9 protein-coding genes, 2 tRNA genes, 4 rRNA genes and 1 pseudogene are annotated in these 18443 nt (G+C 40.9%); 8 read left to right on the forward strand and 8 right to left on the reverse strand.

Going from position 1 to position 18443, the window contains the following annotated elements; translation table 11 throughout:
- Positions 1–23: 23 nt before the first annotated feature.
- The 7 genes from KYH19_RS13915 to KYH19_RS13945 all read right to left on the reverse strand — a co-directional run bounded on the left by KYH19_RS13915 (position 24) and on the right by KYH19_RS13945 (position 7729).
- Positions 24–893 carry a DUF808 domain-containing protein gene (locus tag KYH19_RS13915; protein WP_219075563.1) on the reverse strand — a complete coding sequence of 290 codons (870 nt, stop codon included), beginning with the start codon at positions 891–893 and terminating at the stop codon, positions 24–26.
- Positions 894–1956: 1063 nt separating this feature from the next.
- A 5S ribosomal RNA gene (rrf, locus tag KYH19_RS13920) occupies positions 1957–2068 on the reverse strand.
- Positions 2069–2252: 184 nt separating this feature from the next.
- Positions 2253–2364: ribosomal RNA gene (rrf, locus tag KYH19_RS13925) — 5S ribosomal RNA — on the reverse strand.
- Between the two features lie 128 nt (positions 2365–2492).
- Positions 2493–5367: ribosomal RNA gene (locus tag KYH19_RS13930) — 23S ribosomal RNA — on the reverse strand.
- 424 nt (positions 5368–5791) lie between these two features.
- Positions 5792–5865 (reverse strand) — tRNA-Ala (locus KYH19_RS13935).
- A gap of 18 nt (positions 5866–5883) precedes the next feature.
- A tRNA-Ile gene (locus KYH19_RS13940) sits at positions 5884–5958 on the reverse strand.
- A gap of 249 nt (positions 5959–6207) precedes the next feature.
- A 16S ribosomal RNA gene (locus tag KYH19_RS13945) occupies positions 6208–7729 on the reverse strand.
- Together the 16S, 23S and 5S rRNA genes with 2 tRNA genes alongside form the textbook arrangement of a ribosomal RNA operon.
- A gap of 1064 nt (positions 7730–8793) precedes the next feature.
- On the opposite strand from KYH19_RS13945, the gene KYH19_RS13950 reads away from it, so the two are divergent.
- The 5 genes from KYH19_RS13950 (at position 8794) to KYH19_RS13970 (ending at position 13057) form a co-directional block, all read left to right on the forward strand.
- Positions 8794–9741, forward strand: coding sequence for an outer membrane protein assembly factor BamD (locus tag KYH19_RS13950; protein WP_132404324.1), 948 nt, complete (start codon positions 8794–8796; stop codon positions 9739–9741).
- Between the two features lie 3 nt (positions 9742–9744).
- Positions 9745–10071 carry a DNA-directed RNA polymerase subunit omega gene (locus tag KYH19_RS13955; protein ID WP_025145617.1) on the forward strand — a complete coding sequence of 109 codons (327 nt, stop codon included), beginning with the start codon at positions 9745–9747 and terminating at the stop codon, positions 10069–10071.
- Positions 10072–10148: 77 nt separating this feature from the next.
- Positions 10149–11345, forward strand: a complete 1197-nt coding sequence (coaBC, locus tag KYH19_RS13960; RefSeq protein ID WP_219075564.1) for a bifunctional phosphopantothenoylcysteine decarboxylase/phosphopantothenate--cysteine ligase CoaBC — start codon at positions 10149–10151, stop codon at positions 11343–11345.
- Positions 11342–12235 carry a DUF4835 family protein gene (locus KYH19_RS13965; RefSeq protein WP_132404321.1) on the forward strand — a complete coding sequence of 298 codons (894 nt, stop codon included), beginning with the start codon at positions 11342–11344 and terminating at the stop codon, positions 12233–12235. Before coaBC ends, KYH19_RS13965 begins: the two co-directional genes overlap by 4 nt.
- Positions 12236–12685: 450 nt before the next feature.
- Positions 12686–13057 carry a BlaI/MecI/CopY family transcriptional regulator gene (locus tag KYH19_RS13970; RefSeq protein WP_121281962.1) on the forward strand — a complete coding sequence of 124 codons (372 nt, stop codon included), beginning with the start codon at positions 12686–12688 and terminating at the stop codon, positions 13055–13057.
- A 2-nt stretch (positions 13058–13059) separates the two neighbouring features.
- Here the strand turns inward: KYH19_RS13970 and KYH19_RS24385 are convergent.
- Positions 13060–13146 (reverse strand): annotated as a pseudogene (locus KYH19_RS24385) (hypothetical protein); the annotation flags it as partial.
- Positions 13147–13152: 6 nt separating this feature from the next.
- Here KYH19_RS24385 and KYH19_RS13975 point away from each other — a divergent pair.
- The 3 genes from KYH19_RS13975 (at position 13153) to KYH19_RS13985 (ending at position 18393) form a co-directional block, all read left to right on the forward strand.
- On the forward strand, positions 13153–15195 hold the full coding sequence (locus KYH19_RS13975) for a M56 family metallopeptidase (protein ID WP_219075565.1): 2043 nt from the start codon (positions 13153–13155) through the stop codon (positions 15193–15195).
- Between the two features lie 99 nt (positions 15196–15294).
- The gene (gene recN / locus KYH19_RS13980; RefSeq protein ID WP_219075566.1) at positions 15295–16947 is read left to right on the forward strand and encodes a DNA repair protein RecN; all 1653 of its coding nucleotides are present in this window, start codon (positions 15295–15297) and stop codon (positions 16945–16947) included.
- Positions 16948–17160: 213 nt separating this feature from the next.
- Positions 17161–18393 carry a carboxypeptidase-like regulatory domain-containing protein gene (locus KYH19_RS13985; protein ID WP_219075567.1) on the forward strand — a complete coding sequence of 411 codons (1233 nt, stop codon included), beginning with the start codon at positions 17161–17163 and terminating at the stop codon, positions 18391–18393.
- Positions 18394–18443 lie beyond the last annotated feature (50 nt).

Here is an 18443-nt window from a genome sequence, read left to right on the forward strand (position 1 = left end):
ATTGAAAATGGATTAATTTCCCCTTACTTATGTCTGATAATAACTAAAATCTTTTTAACTACAATCACAACAAGAACCGAAGCCAGTCCAACTATTAATCCAAAAGCGAATTCTCTAAGTATTGATGGAAAAGAAGGAAAAATATGATGAAGAAAATCAATATTATGTGCAAAGATTCCTCCCGACACCAATATCAGTGCAACCGTTCCTACAATACTTAAAATTTTGATAATAACGGGCAGCGATTTAACCAGTATTTTTCCGATTACTGAAAAAATACCTTTATCGCCGGAGGCTTTCACCAAGCGGTAGCCGGCATCATCCATTCTGACAATAAGCGCAACGATTCCGTAAACACCAATTGTAGCTAATAATGCCACCACTGAAACGGTCATAATCTGAATGGCGAGCTTTTCATCCAAAACACTCCCCAGTGCTATAATGACAATTTCTATCGACAGTATAAAATCAGTGGTAATAGCAGACCTAATTTTTGTCTTTTCTGCTGCATCACCTTCTTCAATCACTTCTTTAGCTTCAACATGTGATGGCTTAGTACGATGGAAAAAATATTCAACAACTTTTTCTACCCCTTCATACGCCAAATATAAGCCACCCAGTATCAGAATTACTTTAATTGCAACCGGAAAAAAAATATTGAGCAGTAAGGCAATTGGAACAATAATGAGTTTATTTACCAAAGAACCTTTGGTGATTGCCCATAGTACCGGCAACTCCCTGGAAGAAAGAAAACCTGTCGATTTTTCTGCGTTTACGGCTAAATCATCTCCTAAAATACCAGCCGTCTTCTTTGCCGCCACCTTTGCTGTTACAGCAACGTCATCCATTAAGGCACTTATATCGTCTAAAATTGCAAAAAAACCCGAAGCCATATCTAAATTTATTAATGCTGCAAAATATTAATTCCTTTTTAGATTTAGATAATTAGGCATCAAATCTTTGAACTAAACATATGAAATTTTCCCAATTATGTTCTATTAAGGTTTGGCAATATTTATTTACACGGTTTATAACAGTAACAAGCCAAAACTGTTCGAAAAAAACTAAAGAATTTGTAATTGTTTAAACGCAAAGCTAGATAGATCTATAATTATTAAAATTATGAGCTTTTTTTTGGTCTCAGTTTGGATAATTCGGATCCAACCCGATATAAGCTGCCAGGTTATAAAGCAACTCTTTCGAGCTTATTTGCAGTGCAATAGCAGTAACCATTAGGTTAGGTTCTGTCCTGCTATCCGTTTTACTCCGCCAATGAAGAATTGGCTCGTGCTCACTCCCATCAGGGCTATTGAACCTGGGATGGGAGATGTAAGATATGATGTAAAAATCAGCGGAGATCTGCATAATCTGCGGGAACAAATCTTAACGTTCTTAACTGCTTAATGGTATAAATAAATCATCTGAACTGATACGAATAAGATCTAATCGAACCATTCATTTTGATAATTTGGAGCACAATAGCAGCAATATATTAGGTTTGGATTTGTCACAATTATAAAGTAGCCTGCTTTTTATTTTTTTTGGAGCGCAGTTTACTCTGCATTTAGGTTGCGTTCGGTCCTGCTGTACGCTCAATCCTTTTGGGAAACCATTCTAACATAAACGATCAATCATCTTTTCCCAAAAGGGATACCGCTCCCATCAGGGCTATTTAAGCTGGCACAGAAGAAGGAAAACAGGTAAGATGTAAAATGGATGATGGAATGGCCTCTGCGGAGATCAGCGTGATCTGCGGGAGCAAACCCTTAACTTTGCTTAACGCCTTAATGGTGAGAAAAATTTATGGCCCCTTTACCATTAAGGGATTAAGGACATTAAGAAAAGAACCTTTGCATAATCCCATTTAATGCTTTAACAGTTTTAAATAATATACTTCACAAAGCCATTAAAACAAGAAACCCCTCCAACATTTCTGTTGAGGGGTTTCTTTTTAAGATCTGGCACCGACCTACTCTCCCACGTGTTACCGCAGTACCATCGGCTCTGGTGGGCTTAACTGCTCTGTTCGGAATGGGAAGAGGTGGACACCACCGATATAGGCACCTGAATATTTTTATTTAAGACTAAAGAAGAAAGCTTAAAGACTAAAGCGTAATCTACCTTTGGTCTTTGCTCTTTGCTCTTTCAGCTTTTAGCCTTTTAGTATTTCAATTTCGCTGGCCCTAAAACACAAGGCCTTGTATATAACAAGAAAACCCTTTAACATTTCTGCTAAAGGGTTTCTTTTTAAGATCTGGCACCGACCTACTCTCCCACGTGTTACCGCAGTACCATCGGCTCTGGTGGGCTTAACTTCTCTGTTCGGAATGGGAAGAGGTGGACACCACCGATATAGGCACCTGAATATTTTATTGAGGTAGAAGGTAGAGGATATAAAGGTGGAGGGGAATCCCTAAACCTTAAGCCTTTCGCCTTAAACCTTAAACAGTATTGAAAGAAGTTAGTTTGAAGAACAAACAACAGTCTGTTTGCTTTGAAAGCTTCGGATGATTAGTACTACTCGACTGTGCTGTCGCCAGCTTTACATCTATAGCCTATCAACGTAGTAGTCTTCTACGGTCCTATATGGAATTCTCATCTCGTGGCTAGTTTCGCACTTAGATGCTTTCAGCGCTTATCTATTCCCAGCGTAGCTACTCTGCAATGCCCCTGGCGGAACAACAGATTCACTAGAGGCTAGTCCAACCCGGTCCTCTCGTACTAAGGTCAGCCCCACTCAAAATTCCTACGCCCACAACAGATAGGGACCGAACTGTCTCGCGACGTTCTGAACCCAGCTCGCGTGCCACTTTAATCGGCGAACAGCCGAACCCTTGGGACCTTCTCCAGCCCCAGGATGTGACGAGCCGACATCGAGGTGCCAAACCTCCCCGTCGATATGAGCTCTTGGGGGAGATCAGCCTGTTATCCCCAGCGTACCTTTTATCCTTTGAGCGATGGCCCTTCCATGCAGAACCACCGGATCACTATATCCGTCTTTCGACCCTGATCGACTTGTCTGTCTCACAGTCAAGCAAGCTTATGCTATTGCACTCCGCGTACGGTTACCAAGCGTACTGAGCTTACCTTTGAAAGCCTCCGTTACCTTTTTGGAGGCGACCACCCCAGTCAAACTACCCATCAAACAATGTCTCCCTCTTAGAGGGATTAGACACCGAATACAGAAAGGGTGGTATTTCAACGTTGGCTCCACGACGCCTAGCGACGCCGCTTCAAAGCCTCCCACCTATCCTACACATCCTGTATCCAATGTCAATGTTAAATTGTAGTGAAGGTGCATGGGGTCTTTCCGTCCCGTTGCGGGTACCCGGCGTCTTCACCGGGACCACAATTTCACCGAGCTCATGGCTGAGACAGCGCCCAGATCGTTACACCATTCGTGCAGGTCGGAACTTACCCGACAAGGAATTTCGCTACCTTAGGACCGTTATAGTTACGGCCGCCGTTTACTGGGGCTTCGATTCAATGCTTCTCTTACGATGACATCCCCTCTTAACCTTCCAGCACCGGGCAGGTGTCAGGCCTTATACTTCATCTTTCGATTTTGCAAAGCCATGTGTTTTTGTTAAACAGTCGCCTGGGCCTTTTCACTGCGGCTGACATTGCTGCCAGCGCCCCTTCTCCCGAAGTTACAGGGCCATTTTGCCGAGTTCCTTAGCCATGATTCACTCGAGCACCTTAGAATCCTCTTCCCGGATACCTGTGTCGGTTTGCGGTACGGGTTTTTATAACCTGAAGCTTAGCGGTTTTTCTTGGAAGTCTGATTACCTGCGCTATCCAATTAGCCGAAGCCTCTTGGTACTATCGACTTTCAGCTAGATCGGCGGATTTGCCTACCGTTCTAATACCTACTGTCTTTAACGATCTATTCCGTCAGATCGCGGCAGTGTCACTACTCCGTCCCCACATCGCAGTTATAAAAAGTACGGGAATATTAACCCGTTGTCCATCGAATTTCCCCTTCGGGTTCTCCTTAGGTCCCGACTAACCCTGATCCGATTAGCGTTGATCAGGAAACCTTATCCTTTCGGTGGGCGGGTTTCTCGCCCGCCTTATCGTTACTTATGCCTACATTTGCTTTTCTATAAGCTCCAGCACCCATTACCAGATACCTTCGCTGCCGATAGAATGCTCCCCTACCGATATATTTCAATCCCATAGCTTCGGTGTACAATTTAATGCCCGTTTATTATCCATGCCCGATCGCTCGACTAGTGAGCTGTTACGCACTCTTTAAATGAATGGCTGCTTCCAAGCCAACATCCTAGCTGTCTGTGCAATCGGACCTCGTTAGTTCAACTTAACTGTAACTTGGGGACCTTAGCTGATGGTCTGGGTTCTTTCCCTCTCGGCGCGTGACCTTAGCACCCCGCGCCTCACTGCCGACTATATTATATAGCATTCGGAGTTTGTCTGGATTTGGTAGGATTTGACTCCCCCGCACCCAATCAGTAGCTCTACCTCTATATAACTCAACGTCGACGCTGTTCCTAAAAACATTTCGGGGAGTACGAGCTATTTCCCAGTTTGATTAGCCTTTCACCCCTACCCACAGATCATCCGGAAACTTTTCAACGTTTATCGGTTCGGTCCTCCAGTACGTGTTACCGCACCTTCAACCTGTCCATGGGTAGATCACAAGGTTTCGCGTCTACCTCCTCTGACTATACGCCCTATTCAGACTCGCTTTCGCTTCGGATCCGTGCCTGAAGCACTTAACCTTGCCAGAGAAGAGTAACTCGTAGGCTCATTATGCAAAAGGCACGCCGTCACGCCACCTGGACGCTCCGACCGCTTGTAAGTACACGGTTTCAGGTTCTATTTCACTCCCCTGTTCGGGGTTCTTTTCACCTTTCCCTCACGGTACTGGTTCACTATCGGTCTCTCAGGAGTATTTAGCCTTACCGGATGGTGCCGGCAGATTCCCACAAGGCGTCTCCGACCTCGCGGTACTCAGGATACTGCTAGGCTAGCATTCTATACGTGTACCGGGCTATCACCGTGTATCGCTGGGCTTCCCATCCCATTCCACTTCTGTTTGCTAATGCCACGTTGCAGTCCTACAACCCCCACTTTGCCGTAACAAAGTAGGTTTGGGCTCTTTCCCTTTCGCTCGCCACTACTTAGGAAATCATTGTTATTTTCTCTTCCTCTGCTTACTTAGATGTTTCAGTTCGGCAGGTTTGCTCATTATATGTGACATGTCTTCAACATGCCGGGTTGCCCCATTCGGAAATCTTCGGATTAATTCCTATTTGCAAATACCCGAAGCTTATCGCAGCTTATCACGTCCTTCATCGCCTCTGAGAGCCAAGGCATCCCCCGTGTACTCTTTATTACTTTCTTCTACTCATACGCCTTTTGCGCCGTATGGTATGCTTTTTTGCTCTTGTTATGATGTCTCATACCTCACTTTGTATTGCTACTCTGCTTGGTGAGCACAAACACAACAGTCGCCTATTGTTGTTTGCTCTTCTTTTTTAACTTCTTCCAATATGTCAAAGAACTTTATTAAGGTATAAGGCTGAGGGTATAAAGGTGTAGGGTTTAATGTGCCCTAACCTAAGCCTATAGCTTATTCCTTATTAGTAAAAACTGCGGTCTCGAACCGTTTCATATTTCGATATTATTATATCTATATATGTGCCCCATGGCGTTTCTTCTTTTCTTAATCTTTATGTCAATGTATATTATCTATCCCGATAATAAGGTGTGTATTCTGTTTTTTGAAAGCTTTCTGCTTTGGTCTTTAAGCTTTAATGCTCAAATGTGGAGAATAACGGAGTCGAACCGTTGACCTCCTGCGTGCAAGGCAGGCGCTCTAGCCAGCTGAGCTAATCCCCCAAAAGGATTTTAAATGTGTAGTCCCGTCCAGATTTGAACTGGAGACCCCTACATTATCAGTGTAGTGCTCTAACCAGGCTGAGCTACGGGACTTCTTAATTCCAGGTAAGCATTGTTTGCAGTATATAGTATCTTACCGCTACTGCTTCCTTTGGCTTCCCCTTCTTGTCTCCGTTAAGCTTACCTTTATAGTAGCCCACCGTTTTCTTCTGGGTGTTTCTTTTTTCTCTTTTTAGTATAAAGTATATGGTATCAAGTATCAAGACCTTAAGCCTTCTACCTTATTACCTTCTACCTTATCGAAATATCATGTTGCGTGGCGAGTAGGTGAGTCTACTCCAGAAAGGAGGTATTCCAGCCGCACCTTCCGGTACGGCTACCTTGTTACGACTTAGCCCCAGTTATCGGTTTTACCCTAGGACGCTCCTTGCGGTTACATACTTTAGGTACCCCCAACTTCCATGGCTTGACGGGCGGTGTGTACAAGGCCCGGGAACGTATTCACCGCGTCATTGCTGATACGCGATTACTAGCGAATCCAACTTCATGGGGTCGAGTTGCAGACCCCAATCCGAACTGTGAATGGCTTTGTGAGATTCGCATCATATTGCTATGTAGCTGCCCTCTGTACCATCCATTGTAGCACGTGTGTAGCCCCGGACGTAAGGGCCATGATGACTTGACGTCGTCCCCTCCTTCCTCTCTGTTTGCACAGGCAGTCTGTTTAGAGTCCCCACCATAACGTGCTGGCAACTAAACATAGGGGTTGCGCTCGTTGCGGGACTTAACCCAACACCTCACGGCACGAGCTGACGACAGCCATGCAGCACCTAGTTTCGTGTCCTTGCGGACTGATCTATCTCTAAATCATTCACTAACTTTCAAGCCCGGGTAAGGTTCCTCGCGTATCATCGAATTAAACCACATGCTCCTCCGCTTGTGCGGGCCCCCGTCAATTCCTTTGAGTTTCAATCTTGCGACCGTACTCCCCAGGTGGAACACTTAACGCTTTCGCTTAGCCGCTGACTGTGTATCGCCAACAGCGAGTGTTCATCGTTTAGGGCGTGGACTACCAGGGTATCTAATCCTGTTTGATCCCCACGCTTTCGTGCCTCAGCGTCAATAAGACCATAGTAAGCTGCCTTCGCAATCGGTGTTCTGAGACATATCTATGCATTTCACCGCTACTTGTCTCATTCCGCCTACCTCTAGTCCATTCAAGCCCATCAGTATCAAGGGCACTGCGATAGTTGAGCTACCGTCTTTCACCCCTGACTTAACAGGCCGCCTACGCACCCTTTAAACCCAATAAATCCGGATAACGCTTGGATCCTCCGTATTACCGCGGCTGCTGGCACGGAGTTAGCCGATCCTTATTCTTCCGGTACATTCAGCTCTCTACACGTAAAGAGGTTTATTCCCGGATAAAAGCAGTTTACAACCCATAGGGCAGTCTTCCTGCACGCGGCATGGCTGGTTCAGAGTTGCCTCCATTGACCAATATTCCTTACTGCTGCCTCCCGTAGGAGTCTGGTCCGTGTCTCAGTACCAGTGTGGGGGGTCATCCTCTCAGATCCCCTAGTCATCGTCGCCTTGGTGGGCCGTTACCCCGCCAACTAGCTAATGACACGCATGCCCATCTCAATCCTATAAATATTTGAACATTGGATAATGCTATCCTGTGTTTTTATGCGGTGTTAATCCGGATTTCTCCGGGCTATCCCCCAGATTAAGGTAGGTTGCATACGCGTTACGCACCCGTGCGCCACTTTTTCTTCCAGCAAGCTGGAAAATATCGTTCGACTTGCATGTATTAGGCCTGCCGCTAGCGTTCATCCTGAGCCAGGATCAAACTCTCCATTGTAAAATGTGTTGTAAGATGCTGACCAGTTTTAACTATTGTTAAAAATAGTCTTCTTTTTTGTTATGTTGTCTGTTAGACACCACCTTTAAAATAAAGCTACGTAATCATGTACTTTGATCAGTACTCCATTACCTCGCTACGCTACATTGACATCTCTTTTAAGAACTTATTGATCTGGTAAACCTCACGGCCGATCACTTTATATATCGTTAAACTTCAGTTCGGAAAAGTCTTCTTCGTCTCCCCGTGTTTCTGTTTAGCTTCAATCTTTTTTTTCTATCTTCCCGACATCCGCCGTTCTGATTTTCCCGCTTCCTTTCGGTTGGGAGTGCAAAGGTAAGGAACTTTTTCAAACTTCCAAATAAAATAAATTTTATTTTTTCAAGCTTTATTCTTTCCTTATTTGCTTTTCAATATACCAGGTTTAACTGGCTCCCCGTTCTTCCGAACCGGGCTGCAAAGGTAGCAATCTTTTTCTCTTTAGCAATATTTATTTTAAAATAAATCCCACTCTCCTATCTCTATACCACCTTTTCAGTTTATTAACCTCTTCCTCCGAAGCGGGATGCAAAAGTAGGATTTTTTATCGCTTCCGCAAAGGAAATTTGTCAAATCCTGTATGGATTGGTGTAAGTTGATGGTTTACAGCATGAAAAAGTTTTGCCTCCAGCAAAACTTTTTGACAAATCGGGTGTTTTCGCCTCTTATAAACCTCGCAGGTTTTTGAAACCTGCGAGGTTTGATCTAAAGACTTACGAAGTTCCCCGCACATGTCCTTTAGAAACTTCGTAAGTCCCCCCTGCCCTCCGCCACCTAAACCCGATTGCAGTGGTAGCTGCCGGCTTCTCGCCGGCACTACAAACGGAAAGCGGGAACATACGTATATAGTAGCACAACAACTGCTTTACTAAAAAAAAGAGTGCATACTATATAGTATATAAGCTAACCTTTATATATATATATGTTAAAAATTGTTAACTGTTATATTCTACTGAATTGCTTTGCATAGCTTAGCGGCGAATTGTTTTTATTGATGTTATCGTATTATTAATTATCTTTGCAGAATGTTTAAAGTTAAACACTTAATTATTTTAGTATTTATTGCCGCTTTGGGTATTGCGGGTTGTAAAAGTCGTTTCGAGAAATTGAGAGCGAGCAATGACGTTGCAAAAAAATACCAGGAGGCGCTTCGTTTGTATAATAAACGCGATTACAGTAAAGCATTAGTTCTTTTTGAGGATCTTTCTCAAAAATATCGTGGCCGTGCAGAAGCTGAGGATCTGAACTATTATTATGCTTATACCTTATATAGATTAAGTGATTACACTACTGCAAGATACCAGTTTAAAAGTTTTGCAGATACCTACCCGGCAAGTAAGAATGCGGAAGAAGCGAGATACATGGGTGCTTATTGCTATTATTTAGAATCGCCAAGCTTCTCTTTAGATCAGGAAAATACCTATAAAGCAATTGATGCGCTTCAATTATTTATCAACTTATACCCTACCAGCGACCGCGCTGCAGCTGCAGGCAAATATATTGCTGTACTAAGAGGCAAACTGGAGGATAAAGCATTTGAAAATGCTAAAATGTATTTAACTACAGGCCCTAGTAATGTAGATAATTACAGAGCAGCAGTTATTGCCTTAAAAAATGCACAAAGAGATTACCCGGACATTAAATATGCTGAGGAAATGGATTTCTTGATGATCAAAGCGCAGTATTTATACGCTAAAAATAGCTATGTCATCCGCCAGGAAGACCGGTATAATGAGGCGCTTGCTTTATATACTGAGTTTACTGAAAACCACCCGGATAGTAAATTTGCAAAGGATGCAAAGGCGCTTAAGGGTGATGTTGAAGCAGGAATTGTGGCTACCAAACAAGAATTAGCCTTATATGCTGCCGATCAGGAAAAATACAAGCAGATGCTAATCAGAACCGGTAAATTGAAAGATACCGTTTCTGCAAAACCAACTAATGCAGATAATACGAATATTAAAAACAAGTAATAGATGAATACTAACAAACCTGCTGTACCAAATACTACAGTAACAAGAAACGTACACGATTTAGATAAAACTACTGATAACTTATACGAATCATTAGTTGTAATTGCTAAAAGAGCAAATCAGATCTCGAACAACGTTAAAGAAGAGTTACACGGTAAATTGGCAGAATTTGCTTCCAGCAACGATAATTTGGAAGAAATTTTCGAAAACCGCGAGCAGATTGAAATCAGCAAGCACTACGAGCGCATGCCGAAGCCTGTTTTGGTTGCTATTGATGAATTTTTAAACGAAAAAATTTATCATAGAAATCCTGCTAAAGAACAAAAGTAACTGCATAGCGCATAGCGTTTAGGGCAAAGCGTTTAGCACTACGCTCTATGTTCCATGCCTTATGTACTCTGCGCATTATGCTAAAAAATAAAAATATAATCCTTGGCGTTTGCGGCAGCATCGCAGCATATAAGTCGGCATTTTTGGTTCGGCTACTTGTAAAAGCTGGCGCAAACGTAAAGGTTATTCTTACCCCTGATGGTGCTAATTTCATTACACCACTTACCCTTGCTACGCTTTCTAAAAACCCGGTTTACACGCAATATTTCGAAGAAGAAACAGGCGTATGGAGTAATCATGTTGAGCTAGGCTTATGGGCCGATCTCATTATAATTGCTCCTGTAAGTGCTAATACCTTAGCCAAACTAGCAACGGGAATCTGCGATAATTTATTAACAGCTGTTTATCTTTCAGCCAAATGCCCGGTGTATGTTGCACCTGCAATGGACCTGGATATGTGGAAACACGAAACTACCCAAAATAATATTGAACGTATTATTGGTTTTGGGAATACTGTTATTGCTCCTGCCAATGGCGAATTGGCCAGCGGACTTTGGGGTGAAGGCCGAATGGCTGAACCTGAAGAAATTGTTTCTTTTCTGGATAATGCCATTAAAAAATCTATGCCGCTATATGGCAAAAAGGTAATGGTTACCGCCGGTCCTACTTACGAGGCTATAGATCCGGTACGTTTTATAGGCAACCATTCCTCAGGTAAGATGGGTTTTGCCATTGCTGATGAGTTGGCGAAACTGGGTGCTGAGGTTACCTTAATTGCCGGACCAACTGCACAAAAAGCTGGACAACGTTTAAAAAGAATTGATGTGGTGAGTGCCCGCGAAATGTTCGATGCCTGTACTTCAGTTTTCCCTGAAAGCGATATCACGGTAATGTGCGCAGCCGTAGCCGATTATCGTCCCAAACAGGTTGCCACCCAAAAAATTAAAAAACAGGATAGCGGATTAGTTTTGGAACTGGAAAAAACAACGGATATACTTGCTTCATTAGGTGCGGCGAAAAAAACACCCCAGATTTTGGTTGGTTTTGCTTTAGAAACTAATGACGAAGAGAATTATGCAAAAGGCAAACTGGAGAAGAAAAATCTTGACCTGGTTGTTCTAAATTCTTTGAATGATACGGGCGCAGGTTTTAAATCAGATACCAATAAAATTACTATTTTTAACAAAGCTTTAGAACGGACTATTTTTGATATGAAATCGAAAACAGAAGTTGCCAAAGATATTTGTACGGCCATTTTAAAAATTGCGAAATGATAAAAAAGATTGTTTGGATATTGGTATTGGTTGGTTTCGGGAAGCTGCAGGCGCAGGAGTTAAACGCGAGGGTAACTTTGCTGGCTCCCCAGGTTTCGAACATTAGCAAACCAACTTTAGATGCTTTGCAAAAAACAATCCGCGATTTTTTAAACAATAACAAATTCAGTAACGAAAGTTACAAACCTCAGGAGCGCATTGACTGTAGTTTTATCATCACGATTAATTCGTGGGATGGCGGCTCTGGTTACACTGCCGAAGCCCAGATTCAAAGCAGTCGCCCGGTTTTTAACAGCTCTTACAATAGCACTTTGTTAAATATGAGTGATAAGAATTTCGATTTTAATTTCAACGATGGCGCTACAATCGACTTCTCTGATCAAAATTTCATTTCCAATATCAGTGCCCTCCTCACCTACTATGCTTATACCATCATCGGGATGGATAAAGATAGTTTTAGCAAAATGGGTGGAACTCCTTTTTACAAAAAAGCACAGAATATTATTAACCTGGCACAAGCCTCTGGTAATACCGGCTGGAGAGCAGCCGATGGCTTACGTAACCGCTTTTGGTTCAACGAAAATGTTTTAAACCCCATTTTTGCCGAGCTCCGCAATTTCATTTACAGTTATCATTTAAGTGGCCTTGATCAGCTAACCGATAATGATAAAGGTTTAACGCAGATTGTTGCCGCACTACCTGCACTGCAACAAATGGATAAGCAGAAACTGGGCTCTATCTTCCCTAATGTTTATTTTGCCACCAAAGCCGAAGAAGTAACCAATGTACTTTCTAAACTCAATGGACAAGATCGCATGAAAGCCTATAATATGCTGGCAGAAATTGATCCGGCAAATATTGGTAAGTACGAGGGACTGAAGAAAAATTAGTTTATTGGTCAATAGTTTGGTCGTTCATGGTTGATTGCTTAGGAGGTGATTATTGACTTGGCTAAACTACTTCGGACTCCGGACCGCTGGCCTCGGACTATTCGATTAAGTAGTTTCTCTATTTGTAGTAAATAATTTTAGAAAAGCAATCTCAGCATTTCAATTAAAGCCAGTCCTGCTTTCGCTCATACGCCTGCAGGCCTTAAACACAGGCCGGTATCCACATCAATCAGGTTTAATAAATTCGGTTAGTTTTCCATAGTGATGGTTTTCCTTTCTAAAGCCTGATTGTATGCACCATTTTCCCCTAACCAGCATACTATATCACAGTTAAGCAAATTAACCAGTTTCAATAATTAACCGATAAAATTAAAAACTTGTTAAAATATTTTTATATTACGAATATCTTCGTACATTTGAATACGAAATAATTCGTACAACTTGTAACATATGACTAATCATAACATCAAACCAACAGAAGGTGAAATGGAAATCCTCCAGGTGCTTTGGCAAAAGGGGAATGCAACGGTAAGAGAAGTTCATGAGGCATTGAATAAAAAAGACTCCGGGTATACCACCACTTTAAAACTGATGCAGATTTTGCACGAGAAAGGGATGGTAGAAAGAGATACCAACCAAAAAACGCACATTTATAAAGCACTTGTTAGTCAGGATAAAACTGAAAAACAATTGGTAAATAAAATGATCGATAACGTATTTAACGGATCAGCAGCGAGGTTGGTAATGCAGGCCTTAGGTAACCACAGTGCAAGTGCAGAAGAAATTGACGAAATAAAAAAATATTTAGATAGCCTAAAGTAAGGCTATCGTTGAAGGTTGAAAGGTGTAGGGTTTAGATCCCTAATAAACAGTAAAATTTTCGGATTGTCTCCGTATAAAAAATTAAAACCACCGTTATGGAAACTTTATTACAACAGTTCATCAAAGCATTTGGCTGGAGTATTTTAAACTCACTTTGGCAAAGCGCCATCATTTATGGCATCCTCTTTATCGTCATGCTCAGCATTCCGAAGCTTGCAGCAAAACATAAGCACAACCTTGCTTTTAGTGCCATCATTTTAATGTTTGCTGGCTTTGGCTATAACTTCATTCACCAATTAACATTGAATGTCAATAACGAGGCTCCCGCGGTTAATGCACAAAATATTGAGGTTTATCAATACTTTAATAACCTGCCACCAAGTTTTAGCAGCAAGGCAGAGCAGTATTTCCCTGTTGTAGTCATATTTTATATTATTGGTATTGTGCTTCAGTTATTTGTTATCATTAAAGGTTATGGTCAGCTTTCAAAGCTGAAAAAAGAAAGTTTAAGTGCTATTCCGGATAGCTGGAAAGCAATTTTCGAACAGGTAACTGCCCAACTAAAAATCAATAAAGTTATCCGGTTCCACCTCTCTTCTATTGTTAACGTACCCTTGGTTATAGGTTATTTAAAACCTGTGGTATTATTTCCATTGGCCCTGGTAAGCCAATTAGACAACGATCAGGTAGAAGCGATATTAATCCATGAGTTATCACATATCAGAAGAAACGATTTCCTATTAAACCTCATTAAAACAGCCATAGAAACATTATTATTCTATAATCCATTTGTATGGATGGCGGGTAGGTTTATACATATTGAGCGTGAACATGCCTGCGATGATCTGGTATTAAAGATTACCGGAAAACCATTGAATTATGCCCATGCCCTGCTTAAACTCGAACTGTTAAAAGATAAAAGCAGTCCGGCTTATGCACTGGCAGCAACGGGTAAAACCCAGAATTTATATCAACGCATAAAAAGAATAACCAACATGAAAACAAATTATTTAAACGCTAAACAACAAATGGCAGCCTTAACTTTAGGAGTAGCCTGCTTGTTCTCTATTGCCTGGATCAATCCAGCAGAAAAGAAAAAAGAAAACAGAATACAACCTAAACAGGAGATTTTGAGCGTACGGTCTGCTAACGGAACCATAAGCCACCTGATCTGTACCGATACTACCAAAAAGCGTAAAATCAAAATTGTTACCATTGATGCAAATGGTAAAAAAACCGAATATAACTCGGTAAAAGAAATGCCTGATAGCTTAAGAAAAGATTTTTACAGCGACGGACTTTTTGGCAGCAATGGAATATACAGGATCAATCTTGATAGTTCATTTAAATTCAGATTAAACGATTCTATTTTACATACAAAATTTTATAAAGAGTATAACTCGCCGGAAGCACAGGCTAAATGGAAAAAATTTGGTGAAGATATGGCCAAACAATATAACTCACCAGAGGCACAGGCTAAATGGAAAAAATTTGGCGAAGATGTAGCCAAACAATACAATTCACCAGAAGCACAGGCTAAATGGAAAAAAATGGGTGAAGATATGGCCAAAAAATTTAATACTCCGGAGGCTCAGGCAAAATGGAAAAAGATGGGCGAAGATATGGCTGCAAAAATGAATACCCCGGAGTTCAGGGCACAAATCGATAACATCAGGATAGAGGCTCTAAAATCTGGGGATATGGTGCGTTTATCAGGATTATCGAGATTAAAGGCTGACTCTACATTTAAAGGAAATAGAAACTCACTTACCAGCCCAGATGGTACAGTTTTCTTTTACAACGATAACAATAACACCAACAGCAAAGTAAGACAGACTGAAGAATATAAAAAGCTGAAAGAAACATTCGACAATGAAGTAAAGGAGCTGAAAGAGAAAATGGAGAAAAAAGAAAAAGTTGAAAACGGCAACAAAAGCTCAAAGGTAATTCCTTCTGTTATGTTATACAAGAATCAGGATTTTACAGGTGCGGTTAAAGCACTGAACACAATAACTGCTGTATTAACATATAAAAAATCAGATTTTACCAATGCCAATCAATTGGCAATAAAAAGTTATCTTCAGACATCCAACTTAAAAATTGCTGACGATAAGGTAATTAATATTTCTATAAAATAACACCAGATAAACCAAACAGATCATGAACAGCGAAGATTATTCTTCGCTGTTTTTGTTTTGTACGGTGCTGTTGAATAAATTTTAATATTTTTGCTTAGCATGCTACAAAAACTTTCTATCCGTAATTACGCATTAATTGATAGTCTTGATATCGAATTCGATAAAGGCTTAAATATCATCACAGGTGAAACCGGTGCTGGTAAATCGATCATACTTGGCGCATTGTCGCTAATTTTGGGTCAGCGGGCAGAAAGCAAATACTTTTTTAATCAGGATAAAAAATGTGTTATTGAAGGTAGTTTTGTATTGGCAGACGAAAACTTAAAAGAACTTTTTGAAGAAAATGACCTTGATTTTTCGAACGAAAGTCTTTTGCGCAGGGAAATTTCTATCGACGGTAAAACAAGATCGTTCATTAATGATACACCTGTTAATTTATCTATCCTGAAACAGATCGGTGAAAAACTGATCGATATCCACTCACAGCATGCCACGCAGGAGATTAATGATGCTGATTTTCAATTATTGATTGTTGATTCACTAGCCAATCACCAATCACTATTGTTTGATTACCGTAGCGGGTTTAAAAAACTTAGACAGGATACTTCCTTGTTAAAAAAATTAATCGCTGAGGCCGACGAAGCCCGTAATAAACAGGATTATGAACAGTTTTTATTTAATGAACTCGAACAGGCAAAATTACAGGAAGGCGAACAGGAAGAGCTGGAACAAGAACTGGAACGCTTAACACATGCCGAAACCATTAAACGGGCCTTACTTACCGCTTCAGGATTAATTAATGAAAGCGAACCTTCTGCCCTTCAGATGTTAAAAGAGGCTTCCTTACAATTACAGGGCATAGAAAAATTCGATCCGGCAATTAATGTATTATACGAACGTTTACGCTCATCGATCATTGAAATCAAAGATATCACCGATGAGGTTTCTGCAATAGAAGAAAATACTTTACACAGTGCCGATCGCTTAGAAATTGTAAACCAAAGATTAGATCTGTTTTATTCACTCCAACAAAAACACAGGCTTGCAAACAATACAGAACTGTTAGCACTCCAAAAACAACTGGAAGAGAATCTGAACAAACTCTTATCTTCTGATGAGCATATTGAAAAACTTCAGAAAGAAATCGACCAACTCAAAAAGGCACTGTACAAACAGGCCGACCAGTTAAGCGCCAACCGTAAAAAAGCAATTAAGGTGGTAGAAGAGCAAACCAGCACCACATTAAAAAAAGTGGGTATGCTAAATGCCAAATTGGTTCTGGATCAAAAAATCTTATCAGAGCTGAATAAAGACGGACTAGACGAAATCAACCTACTTTTTACAGCAAATGCTGGTCAGGCCCCTGCGCCGGTAAATAAAGTAGCATCTGGTGGTGAATTATCCCGATTAATGCTGGCCATAAAAGCTTTATTGGCTAAACATACATCCTTACCAACCATTATTTTTGATGAAATAGATACCGGAATTTCGGGAGAAACCGCTTTAAAAGTTGGAGAAGTAATTTCCGATTTAGGGCAGAACATGCAGGTAATTTCGATTACACACCTGCCACAAATTGCAGCCAAAGGCATATCACATTACTTTGTTCACAAAAATGAGGATAAAGGCAAAACCACTACCGGAATCCGCAAGCTTAAACAGGAAGAACGCATTGGTGTAATTGCCGAAATGTTAAGCGGAAAAAACCCAGGGGCATCAGCCATCGAAAATGCAAAAGAATTATTGGCATAATTTATCATACTAATTCCGCGGTCTGTGTCCCCACAGATCTTTTTAATATCAAATCTAATTATTTGTCTGTGAGGACACAGACCACGGCGATAGGCGATAGTATATTGATTTGATTCAGTGTCAGATAGTAAAATCTGACACTAATAAGAAAAGCACCAATAATTTTACATCATTGTATAAATACAAACTAATAAATTAGTTTATATTTATACAATGAAATCCTTATTACTTATATTTCTATTAGTCATTGGTAACTTTTGTCTTGCTCAACAAAGTTATACCCTTTCGGGCATGGTTAAAGATAAACACGGTGAGGCTTTACCCGGAGCAGGCGTATATGTAAGTGGTTATAAAATTGCTACAGTAACGGACAATAACGGCAAATATGTCCTTCCCTTAAAACCAGGAAACTACGATATTTTAGTACAATTAATTGGCTACAAAGCTTTAAATAAAAACGTAGTGATTGCTGATAAAGCCGTAAAACTTGATCTTACCCTCGAAGAAAGTGTAACTCAATTGGCAGAAGTAACCATTAAACCCGATCCGAACAGAGAACATTATATTGCCATGTTTAAAGAGTATTTTATTGGCACCACCCCCAATGCAGAGCAATGTAAGCTTATCAATCCTAAAGTACTGATTATCGATTACGATAAAGAGGAGCATAAACTTACCGTGAAAACCACCGAATTTCTGATTGTCGAAAACAAGGCACTTGGATACCGCATTAAATACCTTTTGAATAATTTTGAATACGATCGTAAAACAAGAATCATCTATTATGAAGGTTTTCCGTATTACGAAGATTTAAAAGGATCAGCAAGGAGGAAGAAAATTTGGGATCAAAAACGAATTACCGCTTATCTGGGATCGCCTCAGCATTTTTTTAGATCCATTTATCACCATCGCGCCACCGAAGAGGGTTTTATTATTAATAAACTGATGACAAAATCAAATCCGGATAGACCCTCTGACAGCATGATTAACGCCAACATTAAACGGCTAACGAAAGTAAAGGATGGCTTAACATTAACCTTTACCACGGGAGATTCATTAAGCTATTGGATAAAAAAGAAAAACCTTGCCAGCGGAATTTCATTTTTAAGCCGCGCTCCGGTAGCGCAGGATACTCTGGTGCATGTAGAGAATCAAAGTATTAAAAGTTTCAATTTTACGGACCAACTTTATGTTATTTACACAAAAGAAAGGGAAGATCCTACTTATGCCAACCGGATCGGCCTGTCTATTGCCAGACCGTTAGATATACCCGATTACCAGATTTCTACCATCGCCTTACATGTTGTTCCGGTATATTTTTACGAAAACGGCTCTATTTACAACCCGCGTTCGATGCTCTATACTGGCTACTGGGCCTGGGAAAAAATTGCCGATAGCGTGCCGATGGATTATTTGCCGCCAGTTAACTTAGCGGAAAATAAGTAAAAATATCATAACACAATAAGGGAGATAAACCATACACCATTTTTTCTTTT

The sequence above is a fragment of the Pedobacter sp. D749 genome, from assembly GCF_019317285.1.
GTDB lineage: Bacteria > Bacteroidota > Bacteroidia > Sphingobacteriales > Sphingobacteriaceae > Pedobacter.

Excerpts from the sequence above, each read along its gene's own strand:
- KYH19_RS13975 (WP_219075565.1), top strand. The coding sequence starts at position 13,153 with ATGGAAACTTTATTACAACAGTTCATCAAAGCATTTGGCTGGAGTATT.
- KYH19_RS13965 (WP_132404321.1), top strand. The coding sequence starts at position 11,342 with ATGATAAAAAAGATTGTTTGGATATTGGTATTGGTTGGTTTCGGGAAG.
- KYH19_RS13915 (WP_219075563.1), bottom strand. The coding sequence starts at position 893 with ATGGCTTCGGGTTTTTTTGCAATTTTAGACGATATAAGTGCCTTAATG.
- KYH19_RS13970 (WP_121281962.1), top strand. The coding sequence starts at position 12,686 with ATGACTAATCATAACATCAAACCAACAGAAGGTGAAATGGAAATCCTC.
- KYH19_RS13950 (WP_132404324.1), top strand. The coding sequence starts at position 8,794 with ATGTTTAAAGTTAAACACTTAATTATTTTAGTATTTATTGCCGCTTTG.
- coaBC (WP_219075564.1), top strand. The coding sequence starts at position 10,149 with ATGCTAAAAAATAAAAATATAATCCTTGGCGTTTGCGGCAGCATCGCA.
- KYH19_RS13955 (WP_025145617.1), top strand. The coding sequence starts at position 9,745 with ATGAATACTAACAAACCTGCTGTACCAAATACTACAGTAACAAGAAAC.
- recN (WP_219075566.1), top strand. The coding sequence starts at position 15,295 with ATGCTACAAAAACTTTCTATCCGTAATTACGCATTAATTGATAGTCTT.
- KYH19_RS13985 (WP_219075567.1), top strand. The coding sequence starts at position 17,161 with ATGAAATCCTTATTACTTATATTTCTATTAGTCATTGGTAACTTTTGT.